The organism is Arenimonas sp., from assembly GCF_044353605.1.
Classification (GTDB): domain Bacteria; phylum Pseudomonadota; class Gammaproteobacteria; order Xanthomonadales; family Xanthomonadaceae; genus Arenimonas.
In genome coordinates, this window is record NZ_JBILBO010000012.1 from 31,786 (window position 1) to 54,051 (window position 22,266).

Sequence of the window (22,266 nt, forward strand, 5' to 3'; positions counted from 1 at the left end):
CTGAAGGGAATCCGACCATGAATACGCAGACCCAGCACAGCACCCGCAAGATGATCATTCTTGCGGCGGCTTCGTTCGGCTTCGCGTTTGCCATGGTTCCCCTCTACAACATCGCCTGCGAGAAGATTTTCGGCATCAAGCTCGATAACAGTGCAAGCAGCGAACCAAAACTTGCCGGCACAGCCATCGACGAAACGCGTACGGTGCAGGTCTATTTCGACGGCACCGTCAATTCGAAGCTGCCGTGGGCGTTCTCGCCGGTGCAGACCAGCATGACGGTCGTTCCGGGCAAGCTGTATTCAACGTCCTACACCGCCCGCAGCACCGCAGCGTTTGCCACGGTCGGCAACGCCGCACCGTCGGTTGCACCGAATCAGTTTTCCGGATTTTTCAACAAGACCGAATGTTTCTGCTTTACCGAACAGGCGCTGGCTGCCGGCGAAAGCCGCGACATGCCGGTGCGTTTCATCGTCAGCCCCGATCTCCCGAAAGAGATCACCACGCTGACGCTGTCCTATACTTTTTTCATCAATGATGCCGCCACCGCGAAATTGAATGCGGGAACGGCAACCGGCACCGCTCTGGCGGCGCCTTAACTCAGTACCGGGGATTTTTATGGCCAACACCCACTCACACGACGCCGACGCCTACTTCATTCCGCACCACAGCCGCTGGCCGTTCCTCGGCTCAATCGCGCTGTTTATCATGATGATCGGCGTGGCCAACTGGTTCAACGGCAGCACCTGGGGCGAACCAGTGTTTTTTGCCGGCTTGCTGGCAGTGTTGTTGGTGCTGGGCTGGTGGTTCGGCGATGTCATTTCCGAATCGCTGCAGGGCCGCTACAACGCCCGGGTTGATACGTCTTTCCGCATGGGCATGATGTGGTTCATTTTCTCGGAAGTGATGTTCTTTGCTGCCTTCTTCGGGGCTCTGTTCTATGCGCGCATGTTCATACTGCCGTGGCTGTCGGGCGAGGGTGACGGCGCATTGACCAACACCTATCTGTGGCAGGGTTTCGTAGCCGGTTGGCCGAGCAATGGCCCGGCTGAAATCGGCGGTGTCTTCGAAACCATTCCGGCCTGGGGTCTGCCGCTGATCAACACCCTGATCCTGCTGACTTCCGGCGTCACCATCACCATGGCGCACCATGCGCTTAAAGCCAATGCCCGTACCGGATTACTCTGGTGGCTCGGCGCTACCGTGCTTCTGGGCGTGATCTTCCTTGGCTTGCAGGCCGAAGAATACATCCATGCCTATCAAGAACTGAACCTGACCCTCGGTTCGGGCATCTACGGATCCACCTTCTTCATGCTGACCGGCTTCCACGGCATGCACGTGATGCTCGGCACCATCATGTTGGCCGTGATGTGGCTACGTTGCGCCAAAGGGCACTTCAGCAAGGATCACCACTTCGCTTTCGAGGCCGTGGCCTGGTACTGGCACTTCGTCGACGTGGTCTGGCTGCTGCTGTTCCTGTTCGTCTACGTGCTGTAATGCAAAAGGCCGGCGCAAGCCGGCCTTTCTTTAACGGGAAATGGAAGATCAGCCATGAATCCCGTGCGGTTTGATGACGCCGGTGAGAATACCGGCAATGACCAAAAGTATCAGCAGCACCGACAGGCCGATGCGCCAGCTCAGTGATTTCACGGTACGGTCGGTTTTGCCCTTATCCACCATCATGTAATACAGGCCCGCACCCAGGTTCCAGAGTATCAGGAGGATAAAGGCGATGATCAGCAGTTTTTCCATGGCGTTCACCGGTGCTCGCGTATTCTGGCCATTATCGGCGAAAACCGGAGTGTTCGGGTGAAGTTACGGATTATCTTGCTGCTTGCGGCCATGCTGGTCGAGCTGTTGCTTTTGCGGCTTGGCTTCTGGCAATTGGCGCGGGGTGAGGAAAAACAGCAGGCTTTGCAGGCGGCCGCTGCCGTGCTGCAGGAAAAACAGGCACAGCCTTTGGCTGACGCGCTGACGCAGTTGTCGGGCTTTACCTGGGTCCGGGGGCATGCGGTTTTCCGTGAAGCGCCCTTGCTTCTGCTGGATAACCAGCGGCGTGGAAATCAAGTCGGCGTTTCGGTTTTTCAGGCTGCGGATGCCGATGATGGCCGCACCCTTTTGGTTGACCTTGGCTGGTTACCGGTTCAAGGCGACCGTCAGTTGCCGAAACCGGCCACACTCAGCGGCAGTATGCTACTTGAAGGATTGCTATTGCCGCCGCCATCACCGGGCTTGGCCATTGGGCCGGCCTACACCGCACAGGCTGATGGCAGTTTGTTGCTGATGCGCTTGGATCAAGAAGCGCTATCTAAGGCCTTGAATCGGCCTTTATCGGGACGCATTCTGCGTGTCGATCCGGCGCAGCGCATCGGTTTTGCCCGCGACTTGGCGGTGCAGGCCAATACGCTGCCACCGGAAAAACACCGGGCGTATGCCCTGCAGTGGTTTGGACTGGCTGCGGCTTTCGCGGTGCTATGTATCGGAGTAATGATGAGGAAGACCCATGCAAACAGATGAAAAGAAAAGCCAATGGCGTTCACGCCTGGTGCTGTTGTTGATTGTGGCGATGTTTTTCAGCTCATTCGGCATTGCCGCGCTATTGCGTTTTGCCGGATGGCAACCGGAGAGCCATAAAAACTTCGGTCAGTTATTGAGCCCGCCACTGGACTTCAGCACCAGGACTTTCCTGCGCGCCGATGGCCGTCCCTATGACTGGCAGCCCGAGCGCAATGCATGGCGGATCGTTCTCGTCTCCGACGGCCCCTGTATGCTCGAGTGCCAGAAACAACTGGATGTACTGCATCGTGTCTGGCTCAGCCGCGGTCGCCATACCGAACGCATCGATATGCTCTGGTTTGCCGAAGTTCCGGCAACGCGGCCTGATTTCAAAGGCTTCATCGCCATGCAAGCCAATGCGGAATTAAGTGCCGCCCTGCCCGAGAAAGAGAGCCGGGCCGGATACCCCGTGTATTTGATCGATCCGGATGGATTTGTCGCCTTGCATTACCCGGCCGGATTCGATCCCAGCGGTTTGAGAAAAGATCTGGCAAAACTCGTAAAATAAGCCCATGACCAATACCTATAAGCATTTTCATCGCATCGCCTGGGCCGGCGTTCTGCTCACCCTCTGCGTCATTGTGTTCGGCGGCTTCGTGCGCCTGTCCAATGCCGGGCTGAGCTGTCCGGACTGGCCGACCTGTTACGGCCGTGCTACGTGGCCGGTGCAGGACCATGAAGTCGCCGCGGCCAACGCGGTGTTCGAGCGTGCCGTGGAAATCCATAAAGCCTGGCGGGAGCAATTCCATCGCCACCTCGCGGCCATTCTCGGCCTTCTGGTATTGACGCTGTGTCTATTGGAAGCCAAGCGCCGCCGCCATGGCATCTGGGTGCCTGTGGCCTGTTCCACCTCCGTGGCGGCGTCCATTCCGGTTTATATGTATTGGCACCATGATCCGGCATTTGCCTTGGCCGCCGCAGGAATTCTTGGCCTGTTTGCTTACGCCTGGCGTGCCGGACGCGAACCGTTCATCGGCTATACCGCCGTATTGCTGGCGGTCATCATCATGCAGGCCATGCTCGGTATGTGGACGGTGACCTGGCTGTTGAAGCCTGTGGTGGTGATGGCGCATCTGCTGGGGGGCCTGACTACCTTCGCCCTGTTGACCTGGTTGGCTTGGCGCGCCACGCCCAACACCGAGCTGATTCAGGGCCATGCCCGCCTGTTCAAACGTCTGCTCTGGATAGGATTAGTATTGCTGGTCGTGCAGATTGCCCTCGGTGGTTGGACCAGTGCCAATTACGCGGCCTTGGCCTGCGGAACCGATTTTCCGAAGTGTCTCGGCCAGTGGTTGCCGGAGCATGATTTCGCCGAGGCGCTCGTGCTCTGGCGTGGTATCGGCGTCGACTATGAAGGCGGTGTGCTTGATGGCCCGGCCCGCGTTGCCATTCAGTTGATGCATCGCGGCATGGCCGTGGTGGTCACACTCTATCTGATTGCGCTGGCGGTGAAGATGATCCGCACGCCCGGTCTGGTGTACTGGGGCAGCGTGCTCGCGGTGCTGACCACGGCCCAGGTTGCGCTCGGTATCAGCAACGTGCATTTCGGGCTGCCGCTATGGGTCGCGGTTGCCCACAACGCCGGCGCCGCCTTGCTGTTGTTCACCATCGTCGGCGTGCTTGCGCGTCTGCGCGAACCGGAGCAGACGCCGGAACCGGCGCCGACGGCATGATCGCGTATGCCCGTTATTTCGAACTGACCAAGCCGCGCGTGGTCGCGCTGATCGTATTCACCGCGGTCATCGGCATGTTTCTGGCCGTGCCCGGATTGCCGCCGTGGCGGCCGGTGCTGTTCGGTTCGCTCGGCATCTGGCTGGCGGCCTCCAGTGCCGCAGCCATCAACCATCTGCTTGATCAACGCATCGATGCGTTGATGGCACGTACCGCGCACCGGCCGTTGCCGACCGGCGGCCTGAATTCCAGGCAGGTGCTGGTGTTCGCCATCGTACTCGGTGTGCTGTCGATGATTCTGCTGGTGTGGCAGGTGAATGTGCTGACCGCCTGGCTGACGTTCGCTTCGTTGATCGGCTATGCCATCGTGTACACCGGTTACCTGAAGCGGGCGACGCCGCAGAACATCGTCATCGGCGGCGCCGCCGGTGCCGCACCGCCGGTGCTGGGTTGGGCTGCCATCAGCAATACGGTCGATCCGCACGCCCTGTTGCTGTTCCTGATCATTTTCATCTGGACGCCGCCGCATTTCTGGGCGCTGGCCATCTTCCGTCGCGAGGATTACGCCCGCGCGCTGATACCGATGCTGCCGGTCATCTACGGCGTGACCTACACGCGCTGGCAGATCCTGTTCTATACCATCCTGCTGTTCATCGTGACCTTGTTGCCCTGGATCACCGGCATGAGCGGTCTGTTCTATCTCGGCGGTGCCATCGTGCTCGGCGGCGTTTTTCTGTATTACGCGATTCGCCTGCTGGATCCGCCGGATGAGCTGTTCGCCATGGAAGTGTTCAAGTATTCAATCTGGTACCTGATGGCACTGTTCGCGTTCCTGCTGATTGATCATTGGATCATGCCGCCGACGTTTACCGCCGGCTGAACTTCAGGAGTCGCGGTTCATCAGTTGCAATCAAGCGCGGCGATCGGCATTGATCATGTCCGCCGCTTTTTCCGCAATCATGATGGTCGGGGCATTGGTGTTGCCACCCACGATGCTCGGCATGATGGAAGCATCTACCACCCTCAGGTTCTGAATGCCATGAACACGCAGGCGGATGTCGACGACAGCCATCGGGTCATGACCCATTTTGCAGGTTCCGACAGGGTGGTATTGGGTGTCGGCGCGGTTGCGGATATCGCGCTCCACAGCTTCGGTGTTCGCCTGGTCGAGAGGATACAGGGGCTTGCCCCTGACACCATCAAATGCGCGGCCCTCGAGGATGCGTCTCTGGAATGCCGCACCCTTGATCATCGCGGGCATGTCTTCCGGGTCGGAAAAGAACGCGGTATCAATTCGCGGCGCATCAAGAGCATTTGCTGTTCGTATGGCCACGCTGCCTTTGCTTTTCGGTCTTAATAGGGTGATATGGCAGCTGAAGCCATGCCCGTAACGCAGCTTGCGGCCGTGATCATCCACAATCGCCTGTACGAACACCAGCTGCAAATCCGGTATGGCAAGATCCGGATGGCTCCGGAAGAACGCGCCGGATTCGGCATATGGCGTGGTGAGCAGGCCGCTTCGCTCAGATCGCCATTGCTGCATGCCTTTCAGTATGCGATAGGCGCCGGGCACGGAAAAGCCGAAGGTGCCGGTATCGCTTCCGGTACGGTAGGTGTAGACATAATCGATATGATCCTGAAGATTCTCCCCGACGCCCGGTAAATCATGAACCGTATCGATGCCCAGAGGTTGAAGCTGTTTGCCGGAGCCGATGCCCGACAGCTGAAGAATTTGTGGCGACCCGAATGCGCCCGCACAAAGCACGACCTCCTGTCTGGCCTTAAGCATGACGTCTTGGCCGTTAACGCGGGTACTGACTCCCGTCGCTCTGCGGCCCTCAAGAAGCACTTTGTGGGTCAGCGCGTTGGTCAGTACATGCAGATTCGGCCGATTCAGATTGGGCGTAAGGTACGCCTTGGCCGCACTGCAACGCTCTCCGCCTTTCTGGGTAACCTGGTACATGAAAGCACCATACGGCTCGGGGGTGTTGTAATCACCGATGATCGGCAGGCCTTCTTCCTGGGCTGACCTCAAGAACAGTGCATTCATCGGGCTCGGCTGCATGACTTCAGCAACATTGAGCGGGCCGCCTTGGCCGTGGAAACGATCACAGTAGGTTTCGTTGTTCTCGGCTTTACGGAAATACGGCAGGACATCGTCATAGGACCATCCTGCATTGCCGAGTTCCGACCAATGATCGTAATCCCATCGGTGGCCGCGCACATAAAGCATGGCATTGATTGAGCTTGAGCCACCAAGAACCTTGCCACGTGGCTGATAGCCTGTCCGTCCATTCAGTCCCGACTGCGGGACGGGCTTGAATGCCCAATTGTTGATGCGCGTAGCCACCATCGACACCAGCCCGGCTGGGCAATGCACCAGCGGGCTCGTGTCACTGCCGCCGGCTTCCAAAAGACAAACCGATACGTTCCGGTCTTCGCTGAGACGGCCGGCGAGCACGCAACCGGCCGATCCGCCGCCGACAATGATGTAATCGTAAGTGTTGTCCATGCTAAGTTCCTGTCTGTGTATTGACGACGGGCAGCGGTAGCGTAAATCTTTTCAATAACGCCATTTATTTGCCGAGCAGGTATTTCTGCCAGAACAGGATCTGCGCGGCGCCGAAATAATCGCTGTTCGGTTTTTTGGCAAAACCGTGGCCTTCGTCCTTGAACATCAGATACCAGACATCGCCTCCGTTGTTGCGCACGGCTTTCACGATCTGCTCGGCCTCGGTATAAGGAACGCGCGGATCATTGAAGCCCTGAGCCACGAACAGCGGTTTGTTGATGGCTTTGGCATTGTTCAGTGGTGCGATTTTTTCATGGAAAGCGCGCATCTTCGGTTCGCGTTCATCGCCGTACTCCGCACGGCGCAGGTCGCGTCGGTAGCTTTCGGTGTTGGTCAGGAAGGTACTGAAATGCGAAATGCCGACCACATCGATGCCGGCCCGGATACGGTCGTTGTAATCGACCATGCTGGCCAGCACCATATAACCGCCATAGCTGCCGCCATAAACGCCGACGCGGCCGCTGTCGAGTTCCGGCTGTTTGCCGATCCAGTCAAGCAGCGCGCCGATATCCTTCACGGAGTCCTTGCGCTTGAAGCCGTTGTCGAGCTGTACATAGGTTTTGCCATAACCCGATGAGCCGCGCACGTTCGGCACCAGCACCGCTACGCGCAGCGTTTTCAGCAGGTATTGAATTTGCGGGCTGAAGGTCGGGAACGCCTGTGCTTCCGGGCCGCCGTGGATATTGATCAGCACCGGTACTTTTTCGCCGGGCTTCAGGCCGGCTGGCTGGTAGTAAAACGCCGGGATGCTGCGACCGTCAAAACTTTTGAAACGGACCAGACTCGGCGCCTGGAAGCTGGCGGTATCCAAACCGCCCACTTCACTCTGGGTCCAACGGGTGAGTTCGGTTTTTGCCAGATCGATGACATAAACGTCACTCGGTGATGTGGCGGTGTTGATGCTGAGTGCGATGCGTTTGCCATCGGGGGAGAATTGCAGGCCTCCGGTCACGCCGATCGGCAGTGCCGGCAGCGAAACCGCTTTCCAGGTGGCGGTGTCGAACACGCGCAGGGTGGAGATGCCGTCTTCATTGCTGATGAAACCAAGGCGCGAGCCGTCCGGGCTTTGTGCGAAAGCGCCGACATCCCAGGCAATGCCTTTGCTGATGATGTGGCTTTTGCCGGTGGCCGGATCGTGATGGCGCAATTGCATGAACTCGGATTTTTCATCCGACACGAAATAAATGCCCTTGCCGTTGCGGGCATATTCGAAACCGCCGAAAGCGGCGGTACCGCCATCAATCGGGAACAGGGTCAGTTTGCCGGTGGCGATATCGACTTCGCCCGGTTGCGAGTCGGTAATCGACCGGTATTGGCTGACCAGCAGGGTTTTGCCATCAGGCGAGAAATCCTGCGCACTCCAGCTGCCACCCGCGGTTAACAGGGGGCGGCTCTGTCCGGTCTTGGTATCGCGCAACCAGATATCCCGGTCTTTGCCATTCCGTGCCGTACTGGCAAACGCCATCATGCTGCCGTCTTCATTCAATACCGTGCCACCGTTCTGGCTGCGTTTGCCATCGGTCAGCAAGGTTGTGGTTCGCGAGGCGTAATCAAACCAGTACAGCTGGCTGAATTCATCGCCGCCTTTGTCTTTGGAAAACACAAAGCCGGATCGCCAGGCTTTCGCCGGTGAAGGGGTGATGCCGCCAACCGGCTCCTTGTAGAAGGTCAGCTGTTCACGCATGCCCATGGGTTGGCAAACCCGGTGCGCTTGGCCGGTTTCGGCAAATCGGGTGCTGATCAGCAGGCAGCCGTCGGTTGTCCAGCCGGCAAAGCCGGCACCGCGGGTGTTCTGGTACTGGTTCAGGCTGTCGATCAACTCGGCCGGAATTTCCGGCAGGTTTTCGCTGATGCGATTGCCGACATCAACACGTTCGGCGGCATGGGTGCCGGGTACAAAGGCAGCCAGAAGGGTCAGGGAGTACAGGGTGGTTCGCATGGAGGTTCCTGAGGTCGTTCGGAAGCCCAAGCATACCGCAATCCCTGTCAATTCGGCTTCAACAGATCCCGCAATTCTTCGGTTTCCTGCATGCTCAGCCCGCTCTGCGCCATGCGCTGGCGAAGCACCGACAAACGCTGCTGGCGGGCTTGCCGGTTCAGCTGCGCAATCGCATCCAGAAACTCCTGGCGCCAGATGGCTTCATCGCCGGGCAAGTCGGTCAAGGCCAGCTTCTGCAGGGCAGGATAGTCGGCATGCGCTTCGTAGGTTTCCAGCAGCAGGGCGGTGCTGATGTCGGGCCGGGCATGGATGGTTTCCAGCAAGGCCACCATCAGTCCGATTCCGGGCACTTCAAGATCGGCGAAGGCAAACGGCGGTTCGACCTCACGACCCAGAACGGGTTGCTGAAGGAGCAGGGTGATGACCGCCCTAACCAGGCTGCGTTTGGGAGAAATACCGCCGACCGGTACCGTCTTCGGGGCTTCCGTTACCGCAGCACCGAGGACACCGGTCACCGACTGCAGGCGCTCGGTCATCAGGTCGCGGAACGCACCATCCGGTATTTTCTGCAGATACGGTTTGACCTTTTCGGCCAGACGCGCTTTGCCCTCCAGCGTGTTCAGGCGGACATCCTTGGACAGCTCCTCGAAGAAATAATCCGACAGCGTCATCGCGCCATTCACCCGCTGCTCGAAGCCGTCAGCGCCTTCGGTTTTGACGATGGTGTCCGGATCCTCGCCTTCCGGCAGGAACAGGAAGAAGGCCTGACGGCCGTCACGCATGCGCGGAATGATCGATTCCACCGCTTTCCAGGCGGCCGCGCGTCCGGCTTTGTCGCCGTCGAAGCAGAACACCACATCGGCGCTGTTGCGGAACAGCAGTTCGGCATGATCGGGTGTGGTGGCGGTGCCGAGCGTGGCCACCGCCTGGGTGATACCGTGCTGGAACAGGCTGACCACATCCATATAACCTTCGACCACGATCAGGCGCGGGATTTTGTTGTGCGCCTGTTTGACCTGCCATAGGCCGTAGAGTTCGCGGCCTTTGTGGAACAAGGGGGTTTCCGGCGAGTTCAGGTATTTCGGACCGTCGTCCTTTTCCAGCACGCGGCCGCCGAAAGCGATGACCCGGCCGCGCCGGTCGGCGATCGGAAACATGATGCGCGCGCGGAATTTGTCGTACAGCCGGCCGTTGTCGGATTTCGACAGCATGCCCGTTTTTTCCAAAAGGCCGCGTCGGCGCTCGTCGCTGCCGAGCGCATCGATCAGGCCGTTGAAGCCCTCGGGCGCATAGCCGATGCCGAAAGCGGTGATGCTTTTGGCATCCACGCCGCGTCGCTCGAGATAGGTTTTGGCCTTGTCCGAGGCCGCCAACTGTTTCTGGAAGAATTGGCTGCTGGCTTCCAAGGCCGCATACATGTCGCGGCTGCCGTCGGTATCGGCCGGACGTGCGTCTTTCGGAATCTCGATGCCGGCGCGCTTGGCCAGATCCTCGACCGCATCCATGAAGGTCAAGCGGTCGTAGTTCATCAGGAAGCTGATGGCGGTGCCTTTGGCGCCGCAGCCGAAACAGTAATAGAACTGCTTGCTCGGTGAAACCGTGAACGAGGGCGAGCGCTCGTCGTGGAAGGGACAGCGTGCCGAGTAATCCTTGCCCTGTTTTTTCAGCGGCACGCGCGTACCGATGATTTCGACCAGATCGATGCGCGACAGCAGGTTGTCGATGAAGGATTCCGGGAGCTTCGCCATCAGATTAGGATGCCATTATTCGCCGGAAACCGTGCGCTTATTTTGACAGTGCGGCCTTGACCATTCCGGACACCGCGCCCATGTCGGCACGGCCGGCCAGTTGCGGCTTCAGGGCGGCAATGACCTTGCCCATGGCTTGCGGGCCATCGGCGCCGGTGTCGGCAATGGCCTTGGCGACCAGCGCCTCGACCTCGGCCTGGCTCAGCGGTTGCGGCAGGTAGGCCTGGATGATGCCGGATTCGAATTTTTCGATGTCGGCCAGATCGGTACGGCCGGCGGCCTCGTACTGGCTGATGGAGTCTTTGCGTTGTTTCAGCATTTTCTCGAGCACGGCCAGAACCAGCTCATCGGTCATTTCGATGCGCTCATCGACTTCTTTCTGCTTGATGGCGGCATTGATCAGCCGGATGACGCCGAGACGGTCTTTTTCACCGGCCTTCATGGCGGTTTTCATGTCTTCGGTCAGTTGTGCTTTCAAGGTCATGGCGGGCTCCGTAATCGGTGGGCATAAACACAAAAAGCCGGATACGCGTTGCGTAACCGGCTTTGGGGCGCGAGCCGGGCGGCTCAGCGGGGAATCAATACAAACGCTGACGCTTGGTGATGTCGCGCGAGCTGCGGCGGGCCTGACGCTTCACGGCGGCGGCGGCTTTGCGCTTGCGTTCCTGCGTCGGCTTTTCGTAGAACTCTTTCTTGCGGGTATCGGCCAAGACACCGGCTTTTTCGCAGGTGCGCTTGAAACGGCGCAAGGCAAATTCAAACGGTTCGTTTTCGCGGACTTTTACAGAAGGCATGGTAACTCCAAAAAGGGGATTTCCCGGCGGACATGTTTTCCTGCCAGAGAGCCGGTTATCATACAAGGATTGCCGCTTTTTGGCAACCCGCCAGGCGGGCCATTCAGGATAGAGCATGCGGGTATTGGGCATCGAATCGAGCTGTGACGAGACCGGCGTGGCGCTGTATGACAGTGACCGCGGGCTTCTGGCGCAGGCGCTGTATAGCCAGATCGACCTGCATGCGGCCTATGGCGGGGTGGTCCCGGAGCTGGCCAGCCGCGACCATGTGCGTAAGCTGCTGCCACTGATCCGCCGGACCTTGGCCGACTCCGGCCTGACTCCGGCCGATCTGGATGGCGTGGCCTATACCGCCGGCCCGGGACTGGTCGGGGCGCTGATGGTGGGGGCCGCCACCGGCCGGGCCTTGGCCTGGGCGCTTGGGGTCCCGGCCATTGCCGTGCACCATATGGAAGGCCATCTGCTCGCCCCGCTGATGGAGGCGGACCCGCCCGAGCCGCCGTTCGTGGCCTTGCTGGTTTCCGGCGGGCATACCCAGCTGATGTGGGTGAAAGCCTTGGGCGACTACCAGCTGCTGGGCGAAACCTTGGACGATGCCGCTGGCGAGGCCTTTGATAAAACCGCCAAATTGATGGGGCTGCCCTACCCGGGCGGTCCACAACTGGCGGCTGCGGCACTCAAGGGCCGCTCCGGGGTGTTCCGGTTTTCCCGGCCCATGGTCAACCGGCCGGATCTGGATTTCAGCTTTTCCGGCCTGAAAACCCAAGTGTTGTTGGCCTGGCAGGCCAGCACGAAGACCGGGCAGGACATGGCCGATATCGCGCTGGCCTTCGAACAGGCGGTGGTCGATACCTTGGCCACCAAATGCGAACGCGCCCTCGAGCGCACCGGATGCACGCGTCTGGTGGTGGCCGGCGGGGTCGGTGCCAACCGCTACCTGCGCGCGCAGTTGCAGGAACGCACCGCGCAGCGCGGTGCCCGGGTATTTTTCCCGCGGCCCGATTTGTGCACAGACAATGGCGCCATGATCGCCTATGCCGGCTGCCTGCGTTTGCAGGCCGGGCAGAGCGAGCCGCCGGTGGTGGCCTGCGCACCGCGTTGGGATCTGGCCGGCTTGCCGCCGCTTTCACCTGCACTCGGATAAACTGCGGGCATGGATAAAGTCTTCATCGCAGCCCTCGAAATCGAATGCGTGATCGGCATTTATGATTGGGAGCGCACCATCAAGCAGCCGATCGTGCTCGACATCGAGATGGCGTTCGACAACCGCATTCCGGCCGCCAGCGATGACATCACCCATACCCTCGATTACAAGGCGGTCAGCAAACGCCTCATTCAGTTCGTCTCGGAATCCAGTTTCGGACTGGTGGAAACCCTGGCCGAGCGTTGTTGCGAGATTATTCTGACCGAATTCAAGGTCAGTCAGGTCTCACTCAAGCTCAGCAAAATCGGTGCGGTGCGTGGCGCCAAAGCCGTCGGTGTGAAAATCGAGCGTTCGCGCGCGGATGCCTAAAGCGTATTTAAGTCTGGGCTCCAACCAGGAGCCGGAAACGCATTTGGCCGCTGCCGTGCAGGCCCTGCGGGAAACTTTCGGCACGATCGTACTCTCGGATTGGATGCGAACCAAAGCCGTCGGCTTCGTCGGCCCGGATTTCATCAACGGCGCCGCCATCATCGAAACCGACTGGGATGTCTACGCGCTGGATCAATGGCTGCATGCGCTGGAGGACGCGCACGGCCGTCGGCGGGATGTGCCGCGCTTTTCCAGCCGCACGCTCGACATCGACATCATTTTTTTCGATGATCTGATTCTCACCGGTCCGGGCAATCTGCAGATTCCGCGACCCGAACTCAAACATGCCTTCGTGCTGGAACCGCTGGCGCAGATCGCGCCGGGTTTCGTCAATCCGGAAACCGGACTCACGCTGTCGGCGACCTTGGCGGCAGCCAAGCGCTGAGTGTTGCCAAGCCGGCGGCGCCTGAATCAGCCGCGTCTGACCATCGCCAGCAATTGCGTGACATCGATGGTCTGGGCCTTCTGTTCGATCTGTGCGCGGTATTGGCCCTGCATCTGTTTGCCCTGCGAGAACATCTGCGCGAACACCTGTTTCAGCTGGGCGGCATCGATGCTGCGGCCGTTGCCGTAATACTGCTGGGCGACCTTGCCCAGGGCGTAGGTGGTGGCGAAGGAAAACGCTGCGCCGGTGGCCGCACTGCCCAGACTGCCGAGCATTCCGCCGCCGACTTTGCCGAGCAGGCCGCCGAGCAGTTTTCGTCCCATCTGCTCGACATACTGGCCGGTCATGCCGACGCCGAGCGTGGCGGCGAAATCCTTGATGTGCTCACGGTCGAGTTCATAACCGTGGGCCTTGCCGATGCTATACACCATCTTCATCTGCAAGGGCAGAATGGCCATTGAGGCCAGGGATTGTGGCAGTAATTCCAAGGCGCCGTTGAGAATGGAATAATTCAGCACCGACTTATCCAGGACTGCGTTATCAACGGACGGACCGGATTCCAGGGGCACGGCAACCAAGGGGGCCTCGGCCAGGGCGTCAGCCTCGTTGGCGAAGGATTGTGCCTGCGCGGCATCAATTTTCAGCAGAACGCGCAGCGTTTCAAGAAAATCGTTCTCGGCCGCACTGCGCACACCGTCGGCATCACAGACGCACACCGCCATTTCATAGGCCAGCTGACGGCTTTCATGGCTTTCCAGAAGGGCAGCGCTGTGTTCCAAGGTGCGCCGCTTCAGCAGCACGTCTTGGTAGAGCCCGGCCATGTTGATATTGCCGTCTGGCACCAGACTTTCTGCGATCTGTTTGATCTGTTCGCGTTCCCGCGCATCCTTGCTGCCGTCGGCGAAGGCGGCATGCAGGCTGATGACGAGCAGGGCGTGTTGTTCCTGTGAGGTCATGGTCATGCATCCGTCGTTGAGTTGTCCTCAGTGTCGGATAGCCCGGGTTAACCCGGTGTGAATACCGGCGGGGAATGCTGCGTGTTTTAGTGCTTATGCGCGGAATCGGGGGCTGCCATGGGGGGCTGCTTGGCGGCGGTGAATTCAACAGCCCGCTTGCCGGCTTTTTCGAAAACCAGAGTAATAGTGACTTTCTGGCCCTCGGCAATCGGCTTTTTCGGTGCCATCAACATCAGGTGATAGCTGCCCGGTTTGAGTTGTACGCTCTGGCCGGCGGAAATCACCAGGCCTTCCGTCAGATGGCGCATCTGCATGACCTCGCCGGCCATCTTCATTTCGTGGATTTCAACGCGATCGGCGACATCGCTGCTTGCCGAAACCAGGCGATCGACACTTTTTCCGGCATTGCGGATCTCCACGAAACCGCCGGCGACTTTTGCATTCGGCGGAGTGGCTCGGACCCAGGCATTGCTGAAAGTCAGGGAATCGGCAGCCTGCGCGCCGGCAATCAGACCCAGTACGAGCAGTGATGAACTCAGGAAACGAAAAGGCATGGCGGAACCCCATCAGTTGGATGAGTCATTTTAAGGCATCTCAGGCTGACCGATTTGATTCAACGCAACAAACGCCCGCCATCCACGGCCAAAATCTGCCCGGTGCAGTAGGTCGCATCTTCGATCAGGAACCGGACCGCTTTGCAGATGTCGGCGACATCGCCGATGCGGGCCAGCGGTGTGGCATCGAGGATAGCCTGCTTCTGGGCGTCGGATTTTCCGGATTCCGGCCAGAGAATGGCGCCCGGCGCGATGGCATTCACGCGCACCGTCGGGGCCAGTTCCAGTGCCAGGGATTGGGTCAGCATGCGTTGCGCCGCCTTGGCCATGCCATACATGGTATGTCCGGGTTTCGGGCGCTCGGCAAAGATATCCAGCAGGTTGACGATACAGCCGGATTGCTGAGCTAGATATGGAGTCGCCGCCTGGCTCAGGAAAAAAGGGGCGCGTGCATTGGCATCGAACAGGGCATCCCAGTCGGCATCGCTGCTGCTGCCGATCGGTGTGGGAAAAAAACTGCTGGCGTTATTGATCAGCACATCCAACCGGCCAAAATGCGCTACGACAGCCGGTATCAGCGTGTCACGCTGCACCGGATTGCCCAGATCGGCCTGCAGGGCGATGGCGCTGTCCGGTCGGGATTGGTTGAAGTCCGCGCACAGTGCCGTGGCCTCAAGGGCGGAGTTCTGATAGTGCAGGGCGATGCGGTAGCCGCGGCGATGCAGGTCGATAGCCAGTGCCGCGCCGATGCGGCGGCCGGCACCGGTAATCAGGACCACGGCGGAATCATTCGGCATCATCGGATCTCGGTTCAAATCAGGACATAGACAAGGTATCCTGAACGGGCATCAATGACCAGTGAAAGCCCGCATGGAATTGCCCCGCCCCTCCGAGGAGGCGCTCGCCCACAGCGCACGCCTGACCGACATCATCCACCAGGCCATCGCGCTCGAGAAGGGCGCGATTCCATTCGCGCGCTTCATGGAGCTGGCCTTGTACGCGCCGGGCCTGGGCTATTACAGCGCGGGTGCCCGTAAATTCGGCGCTGATGGCGATTTCGTGACCGCCCCCGAACTCGGTGGCGGTTTTGCCTATGCCGTGGCCCAGGCTGGCGCCGGCATTCTGGCCCAGCTTGAGGGTGACGGGATCTGGTTCGAAATCGGTGCCGGCACCGGCGCTCTTGCCGAAAAGACCCTGAAATGTCTGCAGCAATTGGACCGCCTCCCCGCCCACTATTGGATCCTCGAGCCGAGCGCGGATCTTCGTGAGCGGCAACACAGCCATTTGCAGGCCAGTCTGCCGCCCGAATTGTTCGCCCACTGCGTCTGGCTGGACGCACCGCCGGAACAGCCCTGGCAGGGTGTGCTGGTGGCCAACGAAGTCATTGACGCACTGCCGGCCACCCGCTTCATCAAGGAAGAGGGCGAGGTCTACGAAGAATGCGTGGCGCTGGATGCCAAGCAGCAGTTCGCGCGGGTGATGCGCCCGGCCGATGCACTGGTCAGTGGCGCGGTGCGCCATCTCGAGCGTTACCTGCAGCGGGAATTCGAGGAAGGTTATTGTTCGGAAGTGCTGCCGCAACTGCCGTATTGGATCCAGGCCGTGGCCGGCACCATGCGCCGCGGTGGCATGCTGTTCATCGACTACGGTTACCCGCGCTCGGAATTTTATCTGCCCGAGCGCGACGACGGCACCCTGATCTGCCATTACCGGCACCGCGCGCATAGCGATTATTTCGTCTGGCCGGGGCTGCAGGATCTGACCGCCTCGGTGGATTTCACCGCCTTGGCCGAGGCCGGCACCAGCGCCGGATTCCAGCTTGCCGGTTACTGCTCCCAAGCCAGTTTCCTGTTGGCCAACGGACTGGCCGAATACATCGCCGGGTATGAAAACGGCATGGATGAAATCGCGCGTTATCGCGAAAGCCAGATGGTCAAGAAGTTGGTTCTGCCCGGCGAAATGGGCGAGCGCTTCCAGTTCATGGGTTTCGCCAGAGGTGTCGATTTCAGCATGGCATTCACCCAGGGCGATCTGAGTTACCGTCTGTGAACTCCTTACGCTGGCCGCGCCTGTGGTTGGCGCTCTGGCTTGCCGGCATGGCAATCGGCGCCTACCTGTCGCTGCGCGCCGGCGTTCTGCGTGAACCCGTCATTCCGCACGTCGATAAACTCATTCATGCCCTGAGCTACGGGGTTCTGGCCGTGCTGGCCTGTGGCTTGTTCGCGCCCGGACTCATGCGCACTGCGGCAGTGCTCTGGTTACTGGTGTTCGGCGGCCTGATCGAACTGGCGCAGGGGGCTTGGGCCATCAACCGGCTGGCCGATCCGTGGGATCTTCTGGCGAATACCTGCGGAATCATGGCGGCGGTCTTGCTGTTCCGGCGCAGGAATGTCCTGCAATACATCGAAAAGCGGCTACGGAAATAGCCTTCAGCGCCAGGCCGAACGGTTTTCCCAGGACGGATCGGGATGCCAGGTTCCCATCCATTCCAGCAATGCCGGAAATGGCATTGGACGGGCGATGGCGTAACCTTGGCCATGCATGCACCCGATTTCCAGCAGGATGCGGCCATGTTCGAGCGTTTCCACGCCCTCGGCGATGACTTTTCGGTCGAGGCCACGGGCCATATCCAGAATGCCCTTGAGCAGGATGATGTCTTCGGGACGCTCGGTAATGCCACGCACAAAGCTCTGATCGATCTTCAGGCTCTGCACCGGCAACTTGCGTAAATAGGTCAGTGAGGAGTATCCCGTTCCGAAATCGTCCAGCGAGAAGCTGACGCCGAATTCCGTACACTCACGGATGATTTCGAATACGCGGTCAAGATCATCCAGTGCGCTGGTTTCCAGAATTTCAAGTTCAAGCTGGCAAGGTTGCTTGCAGCTGCAGCTGCCCAAGCGTGCGCGCATATGTTCGACGAAATCCGTATTTTCAAGATGCCGCGCCGAAATATTGACACTGATGGTCAGTGCCAGATCATGCAGGCGCAGACGCCCGCAGTCGACCAAGGCCTGAGCGATGACCCATTCGCCGAAGGGAATTTCAAGAACCGTATCCTGGATGTCCGGCAGGAAAGCGCCTGGCGGCAACAGGCCGCGCTCGGGGTGGTTCCAGCGCGCCAGGGCCTCTATGCCGATGACCTGGCCGGTGGCCATGTTGACCTTGGGCTGGTAGTACAGCTCGAATTCGCCAGCCGCCAAGCCCGATTTGGCGCGCTCCAGATTTTCATTGTGCATGCGCAGATCATGGTCATAGGCCTCATCGAAAATCTGGAAGCGGTTACGGCCGGCCTGCTTGGCGTGATACATGGCCTGGTCGGCCTGCCGCATCAATTGCTCGGCGTTGTATTCCAGCATTTGCGGATAGAAGGTGATGCCGATACTGGCGCTGACCGAGAGCGAAAAATCACCGTAGGGTATGGGGCTGGCGATGCTGACCAGGATGCGGTTGATCACCGAGAGTGATTCCTGTTCGGCGCTCAACCCGGTGATGACGGCCACGAATTCATCGCCGCCGAGCCGGGCCACGGTTTCGTGGGCACGCATACAGCTGGTGATGCGTTCGGCGATGGTGATCAATACGTGGTCGCCGGCTTCGTGACCGTAGTCATCGTTCACTTCCTTGAAGCCGTCGAGATCGATGAAGGCGATGGCCAGTTTCTTGCTGTCGCGCTGGCTCTTTGACAGTTCCAGCTGCAGGCGATCGGCCAGCAGCACACGGTTGGGCAGTCCGGTCAGGCTGTCGTAATAGGCGTTGTATTCCAGTTGCCGCTGCTGTTCTTTCTGTAAGCTGATGTCGGTGAACAAACCGATGAAGTTGCTCGGGGTTCCCTGGGCATCGAACACCGTGCTGATGGCCAGCATTTCCGGATAGACTTCGCCGGACTTCTTCCGGTTCCAGATTTCACCGGTCCAGTAATGTTCGGTTTTGAGTTTTACCCACATCGCCTCGTAAAACTCACGGCCATGCCGGCCGGAGCTGAAATACCCCGGGGTTTTGCCGAGCACTTCCTCGCGGCTGTAGCCGGTGATTTTGCTGAAGGCGGCATTGGTTTCGATGATGCGGGCATTCAGATCGGTGATGATGATGCCTTCGTGTGCGCTGGTGAATACGCTGGCGAACAGCTGCAGCTGCTGCTCGGCGATGACCTGGCGGGCAATCAACTGACAGGTGCCGAACGCACGGATCACGGTACCCGTGGCATCGCGTTCGAATTCCGTGCGTGCCCGGACCCAGCGTACTTCATCTGATATAAGCAGACGGTACTTGATGTCGTAGGCATCGCCGCCCTTGAGCCCGGCCTTCCAGGTATTTTCCAAGGCCGCCCGGTCGTCCGGGTGAACGGCCTTAAAGAAAATTGGTATCGTCAATTCAGTCGTCGGGTCGATCCCGAAGATATGATAGATTTCTTCGCTCCACCGAATTTTGCTGTTGGCAATATCTATCGACCAGTTGCCGATCCGGCCCACGCTCTGGGCCCGACGGAAATCATCCAAGGTCGCTTGGAGTTCATCGTTGAGGTGTATGCGCGCTTGTCGCCCGTCAACCAGTTGCTGGTGCGCCTTCGCCAGTTTCGGCAGGATGCCATCACTGCCTTGGGTATGGCGGTAAAGCCCGGGATCGACTTTTTCATCGGTCAGGTGGGCGATGGCATCGAACACCTGAACAATCGAGCCACCCATGATGTTGTGCAGGCTGCGGTTGATGCGCCAGATATTCAACAGAAAAATAATCGCGATGAAAATGAAGATCGCGCGAAGCCGGTCCGCTCTTAGCTTTGCCTCCCTTACATTATCAAGTTCATGGGCCTTGATGCGCTGATTGAACTCTTGGATATTCCACAGCACCAAGGACTTTTACCTGCGGTATTCGGCATCAAAAAGCAGGTCAATGGAGGGATGGTGGGATATGTTGAAATCATGCGGAATCTTTTCAATCAGGGCAAAGACCTCTTTTTCCTTTTCCGCAAGTCCATCCCCCAGAGTTTTCGCGCGGCCCAGGAAATCAAGGTCTTCCGGCCTCAACGCAAGCATCTGCATACGCTGTTTCAGCGGCACCTTTTTAGTGGCAAGGCGGGCCCGTAATCCCAGACTGGGGTTCCAGTAATACAGGCTGGCCTCAAGCGGTACTGCCAACCGTCCGTTTTCCGAATCAGACACCTGATGGTAAGCGGAAAGAAAACTCTTGTTACCGGTGATGGCATAGGTGCGTGCCAGCCGTGTGGTGGTTTCCGAGGCATTCAGTAGCTCGTTAGCCAGTTCGTTGGATTTGATCAGTCGGTCATTGGCGTTGTCGACCTCGTGTTCCGAATTGGAATACAAACCGAATATCGTGGCCAAGCTCAGAATCAGTAGTGCGGCAATCCAGAGCCCGCGCACGACCGGATTGTTCAGTATCTGCTTGACCACTCAGAGCTCCTTGGCCGCGGCAATGGCTTCAATGCGTGCTTTGCGTAAGGCTTCACCGACGGCCGGCCCAGCGGGATTGCCGGGTAGGTCTGCCGCCCGCACCGCCAAAGCGGCCTGGAAACAGCGCTGCAGCAAACTTCCCTGAGTGTAGCTGTCTTCTGTCATGCCTAGACGACCCCTTTTGTCAGACTCGCATATCAGGGCCAGCTGCGCAACCCGCTCGGGACGGCGGAAGGCATCGATCCGTGCCAGCAGGTCATGCACGGTTTCCGGGCGCAATTCCTGCAGCCGGTGCACATTCAGGTGTTCGCGGCAGGTGTGCGCGGCCATGGCGGCATATTCGCTGGGCACTTTCCAGCGCGCGCAGACCGCCTGCACCGGCGCAAGCCCGTGATGTTCGTGCGCGATGTGTTTCGGCCATTGGTCGGTCGGTGTCAGGCCTTTGCCCAGATCGTGCAGTAGCGCGGCGAAACCGATCAATGCATCGCCCGGCGCCAGATGTGCGGCCATGTCGCAGACCATTTCGATGTGCCGGCCGGTATCGATTTCGGGGTGATATTCCGGACGCTGCGGAATGCCGTACAGCACGTCCACTTCCGGAAGCAGCACGGCCAGCGCCCCGCAGGCGCGCAGCGTCTGCAGGAATGCTGAAGGCCTTGGGCTTGCCAGGCCGGCACGCACTTCCTGCCAGATCCGCTCCGGAACCAGATGGTCGACTTCGCCGGCGACGACCATGCTCCGCATCAGCACCAGGGTTTCCTCCGCCATCGAAAAGCCGAGAGGGGCGAAACGCGCCATGAAGCGGGCAGCACGCAGAACGCGGACCGGATCCTCGGCGAAGGCCGGCGAGACATGCCGGAGCACGCGCGCTTTCAGGTCGGCTTGGCCGTTGAAGGGATCGATGAGCGTGCCGTCGGCATCTCGGGCGATGGCATTGACGGTGAAATCCCGCCGGGCCAGATCCTGTTCCAAGGTCACGCCCGGATCAGCATGAAAAACAAAGCCCTTGTAGCCCGGCGCGTTTTTGCGTTCGGTCCGCGCCAAGGCATATTCCTCGCCGGTGCGCGGATGCAGGAATACCGGAAAATCGGCACCGACCGGACGGAAACCTGCCGCCGCCATCGATTCCGGACTTTCACCCACCACCACCCAGTCGCGGTCGCCCGGAACAATTCCGAGCAGAGCATCGCGTACCGCGCCGCCGACCAGGTAGGTTTTCACCGGGACTTCTTTTTTTTCTGTGCCGGGACAGCGGGCGTTGCCGGTGCCGGGCAACGCAGCGGTACCGGTTTGAAGCCGGCGCTGAAATCGCCGCTCAAACGACGGCTGATCGGCATGACCGGCTGTTTCAGGCGCCAATCGTAGATGACGCTGAATGACAGCACGCGTGGAATGTATTCCCGTGTTTCCTTGAAGGGAACGGTTTCGATCCAGAAGTCGGCATCCAGGCTGCCACGTGCAGCCAGCCAACGGTTCACCGCCGTCGACCCGGCATTGTAAGCGCCGATGGCCTGATAGGCTTTGCCGTTGTAGGTGTCGATGACATCACGCAATGCGCCGGCCCCCAGCACGATGTTGACCTCGGGCCGGTAAAGCGATTCAGCACCCTGCCAGGCCATGCCATTACGCGCGGCGATGGCTTCCGCCGTCGAAGGCAGCAACTGCAGCAGGCCGCGGGCATTGGCGCTGGAGGTGACATCCGGCATGAAGATGCTTTCGGCGCGCGCATGCGCGGTCAGCCAGGCCCGGTCGAGTCGAAAGCGGGCGCTGGCGGCGCTGAACTCGGCCGAATAGGGTGTGGCGAAACGCAGTCCGTAATAACGCTGGTTGAGATCGTTGGCTTCCAGCGAGAAAACGGCGCGGTCATACCAGCCGATCGCCTGCGCCATCGCCACGGCTTCACGTTGCTGCTCGGCGTTGAGCTGTTTAAACGCGGCATTCCATTCCCAGATGGCGTAATTGGCTTCGCCCAGCTGCCAGAGCCAGAGCGAACGCTCCAGACCGGGATGGCCGGCGTGCAGCGCCGCCCGATCCTTGGCCGGCATGCGCTGCTCGAGCGGGCAGAACGTGTAGTCGGCACCCAGCCGATCGGCGGCCAGCCAGCCGTGGAAAT

The 22,266-nt window shown here is 59.6% G+C and carries 24 protein-coding genes; 11 read left to right on the forward strand and 13 right to left on the reverse strand.

The genetic code is table 11. The annotated features are described in order from the left end of the window. Positions 1-17: 17 nt before the first annotated feature. Positions 18-596, forward strand: a complete 579-nt coding sequence (locus ACIQ1A_RS07760; RefSeq protein WP_395770493.1) for a cytochrome c oxidase assembly protein — start codon at positions 18-20, stop codon at positions 594-596. A gap of 19 nt (positions 597-615) precedes the next feature. Beyond that, complete coding sequence (locus ACIQ1A_RS07765; protein ID WP_395770494.1) at positions 616-1,494, forward strand: cytochrome c oxidase subunit 3; 879 nt, start codon at positions 616-618, stop codon at positions 1,492-1,494. A gap of 48 nt (positions 1,495-1,542) precedes the next feature. Here ACIQ1A_RS07765 and ACIQ1A_RS07770 read toward each other — a convergent pair whose 3' ends face one another. Next, complete coding sequence (locus tag ACIQ1A_RS07770) at positions 1,543-1,749, reverse strand: twin transmembrane helix small protein (protein WP_395770495.1); 207 nt, start codon at positions 1,747-1,749, stop codon at positions 1,543-1,545. Between the two features lie 57 nt (positions 1,750-1,806). Between ACIQ1A_RS07770 and ACIQ1A_RS07775 the strand changes: the two genes are divergently transcribed. The 4 genes from ACIQ1A_RS07775 to cyoE are packed head-to-tail and all read left to right on the forward strand — an operon-like array spanning position 1,807 to position 5,104. After that, a complete protein-coding gene (locus tag ACIQ1A_RS07775; protein ID WP_395770496.1) occupies positions 1,807-2,514 on the forward strand; it encodes an SURF1 family protein in 708 nt (235 codons plus the stop codon). Next, positions 2,501-3,061: a hypothetical protein gene (locus ACIQ1A_RS07780; protein WP_395770497.1), complete on the forward strand. Its 561-nt coding sequence runs from the start codon at positions 2,501-2,503 to the stop codon at positions 3,059-3,061. The genes ACIQ1A_RS07775 and ACIQ1A_RS07780 overlap by 14 nt, the downstream gene beginning before the upstream one ends. A gap of 4 nt (positions 3,062-3,065) precedes the next feature. Further along, positions 3,066-4,226: a heme A synthase gene (locus ACIQ1A_RS07785; protein ID WP_395770498.1), complete on the forward strand. Its 1,161-nt coding sequence runs from the start codon at positions 3,066-3,068 to the stop codon at positions 4,224-4,226. Next, positions 4,223-5,104 carry a heme o synthase gene (gene cyoE, locus ACIQ1A_RS07790; RefSeq protein WP_395770499.1) on the forward strand — a complete coding sequence of 294 codons (882 nt, stop codon included), beginning with the start codon at positions 4,223-4,225 and terminating at the stop codon, positions 5,102-5,104. The genes ACIQ1A_RS07785 and cyoE overlap by 4 nt, the downstream gene beginning before the upstream one ends. A gap of 30 nt (positions 5,105-5,134) precedes the next feature. Here cyoE and ACIQ1A_RS07795 read toward each other — a convergent pair whose 3' ends face one another. The 5 genes from ACIQ1A_RS07795 to rpsU form a co-directional block, all read right to left on the reverse strand. Continuing rightward, the gene (locus tag ACIQ1A_RS07795) at positions 5,135-6,736 is read right to left on the reverse strand and encodes a GMC family oxidoreductase (protein WP_395770500.1); all 1,602 of its coding nucleotides are present in this window, start codon (positions 6,734-6,736) and stop codon (positions 5,135-5,137) included. A gap of 64 nt (positions 6,737-6,800) precedes the next feature. Continuing rightward, positions 6,801-8,735, reverse strand: a complete 1,935-nt coding sequence (locus ACIQ1A_RS07800) for a S9 family peptidase (protein ID WP_395770501.1) — start codon at positions 8,733-8,735, stop codon at positions 6,801-6,803. Positions 8,736-8,782: 47 nt separating this feature from the next. Continuing rightward, positions 8,783-10,483: a DNA primase gene (gene dnaG / locus ACIQ1A_RS07805; RefSeq protein ID WP_395770502.1), complete on the reverse strand. Its 1,701-nt coding sequence runs from the start codon at positions 10,481-10,483 to the stop codon at positions 8,783-8,785. A gap of 37 nt (positions 10,484-10,520) precedes the next feature. After that, positions 10,521-10,967, reverse strand: a complete 447-nt coding sequence (locus tag ACIQ1A_RS07810; protein ID WP_395770503.1) for a GatB/YqeY domain-containing protein — start codon at positions 10,965-10,967, stop codon at positions 10,521-10,523. A 94-nt stretch (positions 10,968-11,061) separates the two neighbouring features. Next, positions 11,062-11,277 (reverse strand): 30S ribosomal protein S21, encoded by a 216-nt coding sequence (gene rpsU / locus ACIQ1A_RS07815; protein ID WP_297800327.1) that lies wholly within the window; start codon positions 11,275-11,277, stop codon positions 11,062-11,064. A 115-nt stretch (positions 11,278-11,392) separates the two neighbouring features. Here rpsU and tsaD point away from each other — a divergent pair, with 115 nt between their 5' ends. The 3 genes from tsaD to folK are packed head-to-tail and all read left to right on the forward strand — an operon-like array spanning position 11,393 to position 13,235. Next, positions 11,393-12,421 (forward strand): tRNA (adenosine(37)-N6)-threonylcarbamoyltransferase complex transferase subunit TsaD, encoded by a 1,029-nt coding sequence (gene tsaD / locus ACIQ1A_RS07820; RefSeq protein WP_395770504.1) that lies wholly within the window; start codon positions 11,393-11,395, stop codon positions 12,419-12,421. Positions 12,422-12,430: 9 nt separating this feature from the next. Next, the gene (gene folB, locus ACIQ1A_RS07825) at positions 12,431-12,790 is read left to right on the forward strand and encodes a dihydroneopterin aldolase (RefSeq protein WP_395770505.1); all 360 of its coding nucleotides are present in this window, start codon (positions 12,431-12,433) and stop codon (positions 12,788-12,790) included. Beyond that, positions 12,783-13,235, forward strand: a complete 453-nt coding sequence (folK, locus tag ACIQ1A_RS07830) for a 2-amino-4-hydroxy-6-hydroxymethyldihydropteridine diphosphokinase (protein WP_395770506.1) — start codon at positions 12,783-12,785, stop codon at positions 13,233-13,235. Before folB ends, folK begins: the two co-directional genes overlap by 8 nt. A 26-nt stretch (positions 13,236-13,261) precedes the next feature. On the opposite strand, the gene ACIQ1A_RS07835 is transcribed toward folK, so the two are convergent. The 3 genes from ACIQ1A_RS07835 to ACIQ1A_RS07845 form a co-directional block, all read right to left on the reverse strand. Next, positions 13,262-14,197: a YcjF family protein gene (locus tag ACIQ1A_RS07835; protein WP_395770507.1), complete on the reverse strand. Its 936-nt coding sequence runs from the start codon at positions 14,195-14,197 to the stop codon at positions 13,262-13,264. An 80-nt stretch (positions 14,198-14,277) separates the two neighbouring features. Then, positions 14,278-14,745: a copper chaperone PCu(A)C gene (locus ACIQ1A_RS07840; protein WP_395770508.1), complete on the reverse strand. Its 468-nt coding sequence runs from the start codon at positions 14,743-14,745 to the stop codon at positions 14,278-14,280. A gap of 59 nt (positions 14,746-14,804) precedes the next feature. Continuing rightward, positions 14,805-15,542: a pteridine reductase gene (locus ACIQ1A_RS07845; protein ID WP_395770517.1), complete on the reverse strand. Its 738-nt coding sequence runs from the start codon at positions 15,540-15,542 to the stop codon at positions 14,805-14,807. Between the two features lie 73 nt (positions 15,543-15,615). Here ACIQ1A_RS07845 and ACIQ1A_RS07850 point away from each other — a divergent pair, with 73 nt between their 5' ends. Together ACIQ1A_RS07850 and ACIQ1A_RS07855 are read left to right on the forward strand one after the other, a co-directional pair. Continuing rightward, positions 15,616-16,794, forward strand: coding sequence for a class I SAM-dependent methyltransferase (locus ACIQ1A_RS07850; RefSeq protein WP_395770509.1), 1,179 nt, complete (start codon positions 15,616-15,618; stop codon positions 16,792-16,794). Next, positions 16,791-17,171: a VanZ family protein gene (locus tag ACIQ1A_RS07855; RefSeq protein ID WP_395770510.1), complete on the forward strand. Its 381-nt coding sequence runs from the start codon at positions 16,791-16,793 to the stop codon at positions 17,169-17,171. The genes ACIQ1A_RS07850 and ACIQ1A_RS07855 overlap by 4 nt, the downstream gene beginning before the upstream one ends. A gap of 3 nt (positions 17,172-17,174) precedes the next feature. On the opposite strand, the gene ACIQ1A_RS07860 is transcribed toward ACIQ1A_RS07855, so the two are convergent. From ACIQ1A_RS07860 to ACIQ1A_RS07875, 4 genes are all read right to left on the reverse strand, one after another. Continuing rightward, positions 17,175-19,592 carry a putative bifunctional diguanylate cyclase/phosphodiesterase gene (locus tag ACIQ1A_RS07860; protein WP_395770511.1) on the reverse strand — a complete coding sequence of 806 codons (2,418 nt, stop codon included), beginning with the start codon at positions 19,590-19,592 and terminating at the stop codon, positions 17,175-17,177. A 9-nt stretch (positions 19,593-19,601) separates the two neighbouring features. Further along, positions 19,602-20,153: a hypothetical protein gene (locus tag ACIQ1A_RS07865; protein WP_395770512.1), complete on the reverse strand. Its 552-nt coding sequence runs from the start codon at positions 20,151-20,153 to the stop codon at positions 19,602-19,604. Then, on the reverse strand, positions 20,154-21,374 hold the full coding sequence (locus ACIQ1A_RS07870) for a multifunctional CCA addition/repair protein (protein WP_395770513.1): 1,221 nt from the start codon (positions 21,372-21,374) through the stop codon (positions 20,154-20,156). Further along, positions 21,371-22,266: transglycosylase SLT domain-containing protein (locus ACIQ1A_RS07875; protein ID WP_395770514.1), on the reverse strand; the 896-nt coding region annotated here is incomplete at its 5' end. The genes ACIQ1A_RS07870 and ACIQ1A_RS07875, both read right to left, overlap by 4 nt.

Bases quoted from the DNA above. Each gene is read 5' to 3' on its own strand.
- ACIQ1A_RS07800 (WP_395770501.1), bottom strand. From the start codon at position 8,735: ATGCGAACCACCCTGTACTCCCTGACCCTTCTGGCTGCCTTTGTACCC.
- cyoE (WP_395770499.1), top strand. From the start codon at position 4,223: ATGATCGCGTATGCCCGTTATTTCGAACTGACCAAGCCGCGCGTGGTC.
- ACIQ1A_RS07810 (WP_395770503.1), bottom strand. From the start codon at position 10,967: ATGACCTTGAAAGCACAACTGACCGAAGACATGAAAACCGCCATGAAG.
- folK (WP_395770506.1), top strand. From the start codon at position 12,783: ATGCCTAAAGCGTATTTAAGTCTGGGCTCCAACCAGGAGCCGGAAACG.
- ACIQ1A_RS07845 (WP_395770517.1), bottom strand. From the start codon at position 15,542: ATGCCGAATGATTCCGCCGTGGTCCTGATTACCGGTGCCGGCCGCCGC.
- tsaD (WP_395770504.1), top strand. From the start codon at position 11,393: ATGCGGGTATTGGGCATCGAATCGAGCTGTGACGAGACCGGCGTGGCG.
- ACIQ1A_RS07835 (WP_395770507.1), bottom strand. From the start codon at position 14,197: ATGACCATGACCTCACAGGAACAACACGCCCTGCTCGTCATCAGCCTG.
- ACIQ1A_RS07770 (WP_395770495.1), bottom strand. From the start codon at position 1,749: ATGGAAAAACTGCTGATCATCGCCTTTATCCTCCTGATACTCTGGAAC.
- dnaG (WP_395770502.1), bottom strand. From the start codon at position 10,483: ATGGCGAAGCTCCCGGAATCCTTCATCGACAACCTGCTGTCGCGCATC.
- ACIQ1A_RS07840 (WP_395770508.1), bottom strand. From the start codon at position 14,745: ATGCCTTTTCGTTTCCTGAGTTCATCACTGCTCGTACTGGGTCTGATT.
- rpsU (WP_297800327.1), bottom strand. From the start codon at position 11,277: ATGCCTTCTGTAAAAGTCCGCGAAAACGAACCGTTTGAATTTGCCTTG.
- ACIQ1A_RS07765 (WP_395770494.1), top strand. From the start codon at position 616: ATGGCCAACACCCACTCACACGACGCCGACGCCTACTTCATTCCGCAC.
- ACIQ1A_RS07795 (WP_395770500.1), bottom strand. From the start codon at position 6,736: ATGGACAACACTTACGATTACATCATTGTCGGCGGCGGATCGGCCGGT.
- ACIQ1A_RS07780 (WP_395770497.1), top strand. From the start codon at position 2,501: ATGCAAACAGATGAAAAGAAAAGCCAATGGCGTTCACGCCTGGTGCTG.
- ACIQ1A_RS07785 (WP_395770498.1), top strand. From the start codon at position 3,066: ATGACCAATACCTATAAGCATTTTCATCGCATCGCCTGGGCCGGCGTT.
- folB (WP_395770505.1), top strand. From the start codon at position 12,431: ATGGATAAAGTCTTCATCGCAGCCCTCGAAATCGAATGCGTGATCGGC.
- ACIQ1A_RS07850 (WP_395770509.1), top strand. From the start codon at position 15,616: ATGGAATTGCCCCGCCCCTCCGAGGAGGCGCTCGCCCACAGCGCACGC.
- ACIQ1A_RS07760 (WP_395770493.1), top strand. From the start codon at position 18: ATGAATACGCAGACCCAGCACAGCACCCGCAAGATGATCATTCTTGCG.